This is a genomic window from Actinoplanes sp. KI2 (assembly GCF_025630775.1).
GTDB lineage: Bacteria > Actinomycetota > Actinomycetes > Mycobacteriales > Micromonosporaceae > Actinoplanes.
This window is the reverse complement of sequence record NZ_JAOSZE010000010.1, coordinates 216217-225307: the sequence shown is the minus strand read 5'-3', so window position 1 is coordinate 225307 and position 9091 is coordinate 216217. Positions and strand designations below refer to the sequence as shown.

At 72.7% G+C, this 9091-nt stretch carries 11 protein-coding genes; 6 read left to right on the top strand and 5 right to left on the bottom strand.

Translation table 11 applies throughout. The annotated features are described in order from the left end of the window. The first annotated feature begins 316 nt into the window (after positions 1-316). From ODJ79_RS13185 to ODJ79_RS13175, 3 genes are read left to right on the top strand one after another with little or no spacing between them, the layout of a single operon-like run. The gene (locus ODJ79_RS13185; RefSeq protein WP_263023676.1) at positions 317-703 is read left to right on the top strand and encodes a YidH family protein; all 387 of its coding nucleotides are present in this window, start codon (positions 317-319) and stop codon (positions 701-703) included. After that, positions 700-1002 carry a DUF202 domain-containing protein gene (locus tag ODJ79_RS13180; protein WP_263023675.1) on the top strand — a complete coding sequence of 101 codons (303 nt, stop codon included), beginning with the start codon at positions 700-702 and terminating at the stop codon, positions 1000-1002. Before ODJ79_RS13185 ends, ODJ79_RS13180 begins: the two co-directional genes overlap by 4 nt. A 38-nt stretch (positions 1003-1040) precedes the next feature. Then, positions 1041-1388, top strand: a complete 348-nt coding sequence (locus tag ODJ79_RS13175; RefSeq protein ID WP_263023674.1) for a PLDc N-terminal domain-containing protein — start codon at positions 1041-1043, stop codon at positions 1386-1388. Positions 1389-1391: 3 nt separating this feature from the next. Here the strand turns inward: ODJ79_RS13175 and ODJ79_RS13170 are convergent, their stop codons facing one another. The 4 genes from ODJ79_RS13170 to ODJ79_RS13155 all read right to left on the bottom strand — a co-directional run bounded on the left by ODJ79_RS13170 (position 1392) and on the right by ODJ79_RS13155 (position 6182). Further along, positions 1392-3014 (bottom strand): acetolactate synthase, encoded by a 1623-nt coding sequence (locus ODJ79_RS13170; RefSeq protein ID WP_263023673.1) that lies wholly within the window; start codon positions 3012-3014, stop codon positions 1392-1394. Positions 3015-3079: 65 nt separating this feature from the next. Further along, on the bottom strand, positions 3080-4765 hold the full coding sequence (locus ODJ79_RS13165) for an Hsp70 family protein (RefSeq protein ID WP_263023672.1): 1686 nt from the start codon (positions 4763-4765) through the stop codon (positions 3080-3082). A gap of 27 nt (positions 4766-4792) precedes the next feature. Further along, a complete protein-coding gene (locus tag ODJ79_RS13160) occupies positions 4793-5368 on the bottom strand; it encodes a hypothetical protein (protein WP_263023671.1) in 576 nt (191 codons plus the stop codon). A 40-nt stretch (positions 5369-5408) separates the two neighbouring features. Beyond that, positions 5409-6182 carry an enoyl-CoA hydratase/isomerase family protein gene (locus ODJ79_RS13155; RefSeq protein ID WP_263023670.1) on the bottom strand — a complete coding sequence of 258 codons (774 nt, stop codon included), beginning with the start codon at positions 6180-6182 and terminating at the stop codon, positions 5409-5411. 58 nt (positions 6183-6240) lie between these two features. On the opposite strand from ODJ79_RS13155, the gene ODJ79_RS13150 reads away from it, so the two are divergent. Genes ODJ79_RS13150 through ODJ79_RS13140 form a run of 3 tightly spaced genes read left to right on the top strand, consistent with a single transcriptional unit; the run spans position 6241 to position 8200 of the window. Continuing rightward, entirely contained in the window at positions 6241-6708 is a 468-nt protein-coding gene (locus ODJ79_RS13150) for a DUF6232 family protein (protein ID WP_263023669.1), read from the top strand. A gap of 52 nt (positions 6709-6760) precedes the next feature. After that, positions 6761-7288: a PAS domain-containing protein gene (locus tag ODJ79_RS13145; protein WP_263023668.1), complete on the top strand. Its 528-nt coding sequence runs from the start codon at positions 6761-6763 to the stop codon at positions 7286-7288. A gap of 15 nt (positions 7289-7303) precedes the next feature. Continuing rightward, entirely contained in the window at positions 7304-8200 is an 897-nt protein-coding gene (locus ODJ79_RS13140; RefSeq protein WP_263023667.1) for a methyl-accepting chemotaxis protein, read from the top strand. Here ODJ79_RS13140 and ODJ79_RS13135 read toward each other — a convergent pair whose 3' ends face one another. Next, a complete protein-coding gene (locus ODJ79_RS13135) occupies positions 8201-9091 on the bottom strand; it encodes a ribokinase (protein WP_263023666.1) in 891 nt (296 codons plus the stop codon).

Below are 9091 nucleotides of genomic sequence, written 5' to 3'. Positions count from 1 at the left end.
CGCTACTACGACCCTCCTGTTGTGAACGCACCGTTGCGGTCGGACCGCCACCTCGAAAGGTTACCCGTCAGTAGCTTATGCGTGAGAGCCACCCACAGTGACACACCTCACGATGATGAAGAAAGGAGGTTGTCACGATATGTCCGGCCAAATCGCTCGACCACCGGCGGGCCCAAGCCGCCCGACATCCATACAACACCACGCCCGTCGACGCTTGCGGCCGAGTCCCGCGGCCAGTTGCGCGAACGCCGCGCCAGTGACGAAGTCAGCATGATCGGGGCGAGCCTTCTTGACGCCCGCGGTCGATAATCATCCGGTGTTCGGTGCCCTGCGGCAGTGGTTCGACCCGGAGAACCAGCCGACCGTCGGCCGTACGCCCGACTATCGTTTCTCGCTCGCCAACGAGCGAACCTTCCTGGCCTGGATCCGCACCGGCCTAGCGCTGATCGCCGGCGGGCTGGCCTGCGCGCAGTTCCTGCCCCCGCTCTCGGTCGCGCACCTGCGCGAGATCATCGCGATCGCCCTGCTGCTGCTCGGCGCCGTGGTCGCGCTGCGCGCGGTCGACCACTGGGCGCGCACCGAGCGGGCCATGCGGCTCGGCCAGGAACTGCCCGGCTCGAAGTTCCCGGCAATCCTCGCCCTGGTGGTGGCGGCCGGCGCGCTGCTCTTGGCGGCCGCGGTCCTGATCAAGGCAGTCCGATGACGCCGGACAGCGGGGCGGCCGCCGAGCGGACCCGACTGGCCTGGCGGCGTACCGGTCTCTCGGCGACCGCGGTCGCCCTGCTCGCCGTCCGGCCGGCCTTCCGGCCGCAGGCCGGCGTCCTCGCCTGGCTGGTCGCCGCCCTGGCGATGGCCGGCTGGGTCACCATGATCGCCCTCGCCTACCGGCGCTCCTACGGCCTGCGCCGCCGTCCGCCGCGGCCCGGCCGCCGGCTCATTCCGGTCTACGCGCTGCTCGCGGCGGCCATGGCGGTCCTCGGCGGGCTGGTTGTCATGCTGTGATCGGTGCCGCGAGCGCCGCGCCGCGTCATCATTGCCGTATGGTCCGGTTGTTCATTTTCCTGGCTGCCGTGCAGCTGGTCCTCTTTGTGCTGGCGTTGATCAGCGTGCTGTCGGCCGAGCGCGTCCGCAACGCGCCGCGTGCCGTCTGGGCGCTGCTGATTCTCCTGATCCCCCTGCTCGGGCCGATCTCCTACTTCGTCTGGGGCCGGCCGGTCCCGGCGCCGCGCGAGGGCACGCCGATCCGCCGGACCAAGGCGCGCCCGTCCTCACCGGACGACGATGCCGACTTCCTGCGCTCGATGAACACCGAGCAGTCCCGCCGCGACCGCGAGATGCTCGCCCAGTGGGAGAAAGAGTTCAACAACAACAACCACGAGGACGACTGACGGCTACGCGAGGTTGGAGCTGCGGGGGTACGCATCGGCCGGGTCGGTCAGGACGTTGACCAGGTACGGGACGCCCGAGTCGAAGGCGCGGTTCAGGGCCGGCCCGAGGTCCGCCGCCTTCTCGACCGTCTCGCCGGCGCCGCCGAGTGCGCGCACCACCTCGTCGTAGCGCAGGCCGGGCTGCAGGTCTGCGGCCACGTCGTAGCCGTACATCGCGTTCATCGGGTGCTTCTCGAGGCCCCAGATGCCGTTGTTTCCCACAACCATCACCACTGGCAGGTTCTGGCGGGCCAGCGACTCGGCGTCCATCAGGGAGAAACCGGCCGCGCCGTCGCCGAGCAGCACGCAGATCTGCCGGTCGGGGTAGGTGACCCGGGCGCCCATCGCGTAGCCCATGCCGGTGCCCAGGCAGCCGTACGGGCCGGGGTCGAGCCAGGTGCCGGGCTGGGCGGGCTCGAGGAAGCGGCCCGCGTACGAGACGAAGTCGCCGCCGTCGCCGATGGTCACCGCGTCGGGTGCGAGGACCTTGCGCAGCTCGCCGTAGATGCGGGCGGGCTTGATCGGGTCGGTCTCGGCGGCCATCGCCTCGGCGTCGCGGGCCTTGCCGGCGTCCTCGGCGGCCCGCAGTCCGGCGATCCACTCGGCATGTGCCGTGACCGTCCCCCGATATCCCGCGATGTCGGTCAGGATCCGGCGGAGGTCACCGGCCGGGGAGACCGCCGGGGTCACGTGCGAGGCCCGCTGCGACGGCGCGTCGACAATGTGGACGACCTGCGCCTCGCCGAACTCGCCGAACCCCAGCCGGAAGTCCAGCGGCGTCCCGATCACGCAGACCACGTCCGCCTCGTTGAGCGCGGGCCGCCGCGCCTTGGCGAAGGCCAGCGGGTGCGACGGCGGCAGCGCGCCGCGCCCCATCCCGTTGGTGAAGACCGGGATCTGCAGCGCCTCGGCGACCGCCCGGAGCGCGTCGATCGCGTCGCCGCCCCAGACGTCCGACCCCGCGATGATCACCGGACGGGCGGCGGAGGCGAGCAGCGTCGCGGCCCGATCGACATCGGCAGGGTCAGCCTCCAGAACCGGCACCGCCGGCGAACCGGGCGCGGCCGCCTCCCCGGCCGAGAAGATCACTTCGAGCGGCAGGTCGAGGAAGGCCGGCCCGCGGTGCGGGGTCAGCGCCGCGGTGAGCGCCGCGGTGATCTCGCCGGCGATCCCGTCGGTGTCGGTGACCGTAGCGGCGTACTTGGTGATCGGCGCGACCAGCGGCACGTGGTCGAACTCCTGCAGGCTGCCCGAGCCCCAGCGGAACTGCGGCGCCCGGCCGCCGAGCACGAACACCGGCGAGGCGTTGAACAACGCACTGGTCAGCCCGGAGATCCCGTTGGTGACGCCGGGGCCGGCGGTGAGCACGGCCAGGCCCGGGCGCCGTTGCAGCTTGGCGACGGCCTCGGCCGCGAACACGGCGCTCTGCTCGTGGCGTACGTCGAAGATCGGGAAGTTTTGCTTGTGCGCGGCGTCGTAGAGCGGGAACACGTGCCCGCCGGAGAGGGTGAACATCTCCCGCACCCCGAACGCCCGCAGCGCCGCGAGCGCCAGATCGCCGCCGTGTCCCTCGATCACTTCCGCCATGCCCGCCTCCGTCGCCGTGCCGTCGCCAGCACGTTACCGGTCGGTACGTCAAAGATGAATCAGACTCAGATACCCAGCAGTCTCTCGATGTCGCGCAGCAGGTTCTGGGCGTCGACCATCAGCGAGTCGCCATTGCCGTAACCGTAGGCCACCACCAGCGCGGCGACCGGCACAGTCAGCATCACGACGATGCTCAGCACGATCTGGAGAAAGCGCCGGAACCGGCCGCGCCGGCGAGGCTTGCGCTTGGCGACCTTAGCCGGCGGCTCGACCAGGGTGTGTGGCTGGCTGGACGGATGGATGCGCGGCTGCGGCCGCGGCGGAGGCGTCGCCTGCGGCGACGGGGAAACGGGCCGGCTGGTTGCCTTCACCGGCGGCATCGGCCGGGTATCGCGCCGCGGGGGTGCGGGCGGATTTGCCGGTACGGGCGGGGCCTGCTCGAAACGCGGTTTCGCGGTCGCGACGGTGGCATGCGGATCGGGCACCCAGTGCCCATGATCGGCGTCCGGCCAGGGGTCGACGGCCGGCTGCAACCCGGTGGTGCCCGGGATGTGCGCCGGGGGAGGTGGAGGAGGCGGCGGAGCGGCCGGCGCGACCTTGACCGTCGCCGACTCGGCCCGGCCCTGCGACACCAGCCGCAGCTCGGCGGTCGGGCCGGGCGCGGCCGGCTGCGTCGTCAGCAGGGCCGCATCGGCCAGGATGCTGCCCTCGGCCACCACCAGCTCGGGCTGCTCGATCACCACCGGCGCCTCGCCGAGCTCCCGGTGCAGCAGCGTGGCCACCAGGGGGATCCGGCTCGCTCCGCCGACCAGGAACACCCCGGCCAGCCGCCCCTCCGGCAGGTCGGCCCAGCGGAGCAGGCCGTTGGTGATGCGAACCGTCTGGTCGAGCACCGGGCGGGCCAGCTTTTCCAGCTCGTCGCGGGTCAGATGAACCTCGGTGTCGAGCAGCGGCACCATGAAATCGGCGGACTGGGCGCGGGACAGCCGCTCCTTGGCGATCCGCACGTCGTCCCAGAGCTGGCGGCGGGCGCGGCGCTCCTCCACCGTGGTCGGCTCGAGGAGCCGTTCCCACGCGTCGGTGCGCAGGTGCTCGACGATCGCGGCGTCCACGTCGAGGCCGCCGATGTCGTCGCGGCCGTCGACCGCCATCACTTCAAAACCCTCGGCGGTACGCGCGACCACGCTCGCGTCGAACGTGCCGGCCCCGAAGTCGTGCACCACGACGACCGAGCCGATCGGCACGTCCCGGCCGAGGATCTCGGCGAAGTAGGTGGCCGCGGCGACCGGCTCGGCGACCAGCCGGGCGCCCTCGAGCCCGGCCCGGGCGGCCGCCTCGGCGAGCAGCCCGCGGCGGGCCGCACCCCAGGTGGCCGGGCAGGTCAGGGTGGTGTCGGGGCGTACCGGGCCGACCGCGCGGTGCCACTCCTCGGCGACCCGGGCCAGCACGCCGGCGATCAGGTCGACCACCTCGAACTCGTGGTCGCCGAGCAGCACCAGGCCGTCGTCGATGCGGCGCTTCGGGTTGGGCTCGAAGCGGGCCGGGTCGAGCCGGGCGCTGTGCACGGCGTCGCGGCCCACGGCCAGGGCCCCGCCGGGCTCGGCGTAGACGGCCGAGGGCAGCAGCGGCGAGCCGTCGACCAGGATCGGACGCGCCCGCCCGTCTGGCCAGCGCGCCACCGCGACGGTGTTCGACGTCCCGAAGTCCACGCCGAGGGCGTGCCGCTTCGGGCCCCCAGGGTCAGTGGCCATGACGGTGAGTCTAGGGGGTCCCGTCCCCTAGACGATCTTCCAGAGCAGTCGGTGATGCGACGTGCGCGTACAGCGAACCAGCACACTGTCGGCGGTGAACGCGTACGCCCCTTCGGGCGAGCAGGGGTCGCCGACCACGACCGGCCCGAACGACGCGGACGGCGCCGGCGGCACCACCGGGACCAGGGCCGGGGGCACGACCGTGGTCGCTACGACCGTCGGAGCGGGCGCGGGCAGCGCGGGCACCGCGATCGCCGGGGGCGGCGGCTGCGCGGGCCGCGGCGGCGGAGGCTGCGGAGGGCGCGCGGGCGGCGCGAGGGGCACGTGGACCGGGACGGCCTTGCGGTGCGTGGCGCGGGTCGTGGTCGCCGGCGAGGCGGCGGACCTGCCCGGTGACGTGGGCGGCTGGACGTGCCGCCCGGCGCCGGTCGGCGGTCGGGCGGCCGGCGGGGCGGCCATGGCGTCGACCTTTCCACCGGCGCCGCCGGCCCGGCCGAGGGTGAGCCACCCGATCAGCCCGACGAGCAACGCCTGACCCACCACCAGGGCAACCGCCACGCGCACGGTGCGGCGCACCGTGCCCGCGGCGGGTAACGAATCCACAACGACGGACTTTATGGCACGCGATCGATGGAAGCGAGGGTCAGCGCCCGGTAAATGTGGGCTTACGCTTCGCGACGAAGGCGGCGGTGCCCTCGGCCATGTCCTCGGTGGCGAACAGCGAGGCGAAGAGCTGGGACTCCAGGGCCAGGCCGTTGGCGAGATCCATGCTCAGCCCGCTGTCGATCGCCTGCTTCGCGGCGCGCAGTGCCAGCGCCGGGCCGGTCACGTACGGGCGGACCAGCGCCTCGGCGGTGGCGTAGACCTCGGCGGCCGGCGCGACCCGATCGGCCAGCCCGATCCGCAACGCCTCCTCGGCGTCCACCATCCGGCCCGAGAAGATCAGATCTTTGGCCTTGGCCGGGCCGACCAGCCGGGCCAGCCGCTGGGTACCGCCCGCGCCGGGGATCAGGCCCAGCCGGATCTCGGGCTGGCCGAGCTTGGCGTCGTCGGCCACCACCCGCCAGTCGCAGGCGAGGGCGAGCTCACAGCCGCCGCCGAGCGCGTACCCGGTGATGGCCGCCACCACCGGCTTCGGAATCTGCGCGACCGAGTCGAACGCGCCGGACAGCGCGCCCGCCCGCAGTACCATGTCCCGGTAGCTGAGCTCGGTGAACTCGGTGATGTCCGCGCCCGCCGCGAAGACCTTCTCCCCGCCGTACACGATGACGGCCTTGACCTCCTCGGAGCCGGCGGCGGAATGCGCGGCGACCCGAAGCTCTTCCTGTACTTGGGTGTTGAGCGGGTTCATCGGGGGCCGGTCGATCCGGATGGTGCCGATGCCGTCGGTGATCTCCAGCTGTACGAACTCGCCCACGAAACACGCCTCCCTGAGTGTTGGTTAAGCGAGAGCCTACGACGGGTACGGAGAGTGAATGACCACCTACTACCGGGACGGCGACGTCTGGATCACTTCGTCCGGAATCCGGATGAACGGGTGCAACTACGTCCCGGCCGAGCTGCGGCAGGTGTGGCATCGGGCGGGCAGCCGGTCGTGGGCGACCATCGCCAACCGGGGCGCGCTCGGGGTGGCGATGGTGCTGCCGCTCCTGATCGGCGCGCTCGGCGTGGTGATCGCCGTGGTCGCGGACGCGCCGACCGCGGTGACCATCGGGCTGATCGGCGGCGGAATCCTGGTCGGGCTGGCCGCCGCGCCGCTCGCCGACCTGCTGCTCGAGCGGGTGGACCGCTCCTACGACCGGGGCAGCCGGCCGCGCGAGATCTGGGGCCGCACCCGGCACGGTGACGTCCTGCTGCTGCGCACGATGGATGCGGCGCGGTTCGGGCGAATCTACCGAGCGCTGCAGCGCGCCCTCGAGCCGACCGGCCGTCTGGCCCGCTGATTCCGGCGTTCGGGCCGCACCAAGCCTCACAATTCGGGACGATCTGGCTATCATGCGAGCCACACAGACCCGTCCCACCGGGGTAGAGCGCACGTTCGGCCTGGACGAGATCATCGTGACCAAGACCGATCCGCGCGGCGTCATCACGTACACGAACGAGGTCTTTCTGCGCACGTCGGCGCTCACCGAGGCGGAGGCCCTCGGGCAGGCGCACAACATCATCCGGCACCCGGACATGCCCCGGGCCGTGTTCAAGCTGCTTTGGGACACCATCGGGGCCGGGCAGGAAATCTTCGCGTACGTGCTGAACCTCGCCGTCGACGGCGCCCACTACTGGGTATTCGCGCACGTCACGCCCTCGTACGACGCGGCCGGTGGGCTGGTCGGCTACCACTCCAACCGGCGCCGCCCCGACTTGGGCCCGGTCACCGCGGTCAAGCAGGTCTACGAGCGGGTGCGGCAGGCGGAGAGCCGGGCGGGCTCGACGTCGGCCGCGGTGGAGGCGGGCTGGCAGGCGCTGCAGGAGGAACTCGGCGAGCAGACGTACGACGAGTTCGTCTGGCGGATCACCAATGGATGAGCGGATCACCGGCCGATGAGCGAGTCACCGACGGACAACCGGACCCTGCAGGTGATCGCCGAGGTGTGCCAGCGGGCCGCGGCCGGCGACCTGGAGGCCCGGCTGCCCCAGCTCGGCGACCACCCCGGCGCGGACGAGTGCCGGGCGGCGGTCAACGCCATGCTGGACACGAGCGACGCCTTCGTCCGGGAGGCCGGCGCCGCCTCGGCCGCGGCCGCCGAGGGCCGCTTCCACCGGCACATCCTCACCCGTGGACTGCGCGGCGCTTACCGCAAGGCGGCCGAGCAGATCTCCGCCTCGATCGCGGCGATGAGCCGCAGCGCCGACCGGCTCGCCGAGGCCAACGCGGCCCGGGTCGCGCTCGCCGACGAGCTCGAGAACGCCGTGCTGCGGGTCTCCGAGCAGGTGGCCACCGCCGCCACCGAGATGGGCGCCTCGGCGAACGGGCTGGCCGACTTCGCCCGGTCCGCGGTCACCGAGGCCGAGCGCGGGCTGGAGACGGTGACCTCGCTGCGTACCGCGGCCGGGCAGATCCTCACCGCGGTCGACCTGATCAACCAGGTGGCCAAGCAGACCCGGCTGCTCGCGCTGAACGCCACCATCGAAGCGGCCCGGGCCGGGGAGGCCGGACGTGGCTTCAGCGTGGTGGCCAGCGAGGTCAAGTCGCTCGCCGACGAGACCAGCGGTTCGAGCGGCGAGATCATGCGCCATGTCAACCGGGTGCAGGAGGTGGCCGCCGACGCGATCGCCGTCCTCGAGAGGGTGACCGAGAGCATCCGGGAGATGAGCGGGCTGACCAGCGGCATCGCGATCGCGGTGGACGGCGGGCAGGGCATGGACGGGCTGTCCCAGCTGGCCGAGGTCCTGCGGGCCGAGGTGATCCGGTTCGTGGAGACCGCCCGGCACGACTGACTACGAGGCGAACACCTCGTCGATCTCGGCCCGGGTGGGCAGCGCGTTGGAGGCGCCCAGCTTGCGGACGCAGGCCGCGCCGGCCGCGTTCGCCCAGCGCACCGCCTCGATCAGGTCGCGACCCTCGCCCCAGGCGACGGCCAGCGCGGCGGTGAACGCGTCGCCGGCCGCGGTGGTGTCGGTCGCCTCGACCACGAACGCCGGCACCATCTCGTCGCGGCCGTCGCGCTCGGCGTACCGGGAGCCCGCGCCGCCCAGCGTCAGCACCACCCGCGGCACCAGCGCCAGCAGGGCCGACATGTCCGGGGATGTGCTGCCGGTGATGGTCTGCGCCTCGACCTCGTTGACCACCAGCAGGTCGACGTTCGCCAGCAGGTCGGCCGGCAGCTCGCGGACCGGGGCGGCGTTGAGGATCGTGCGGACGCCGGCGGCCCGGGCGGCCCGGCAGGCGGCGGTCACCGTCTCGACCGGGATCTCCAGCTGGCAGAGCAGCACGTCGCCGCCGACGATCACCTGCTCCTCGGCCGCGGTGAGGTCGCGGAACGTGCTGTTCGCACCGGGGGCGACCAGGATCGAGTTCTCCGCGGCGCGGTCCACCATGATGACCGCAACCCCGGAGGCGCCGTAGCTGGTGCGCAGGTGGGCGGTGTCCACGCCGGCCGCGTTCAGCCGGGCGTTCAGCGTGACGCCGAACGAGTCGGAGCCGATGGCACCGAGGAACACCGCCCGACCGCCGGCCCGGGCCGCCGCGATCGCTTGGTTGGCGCCCTTGCCGCCGGGCATCATCACGAAATCGTCCCCGAGCACCGTCTCGCCCGGCAGGGGCAGCCGCTCGGCGAGGCCGACCAGGTCCATGTTGGCGCTGCCGGCCACGACGATGCGCGGCGCCAT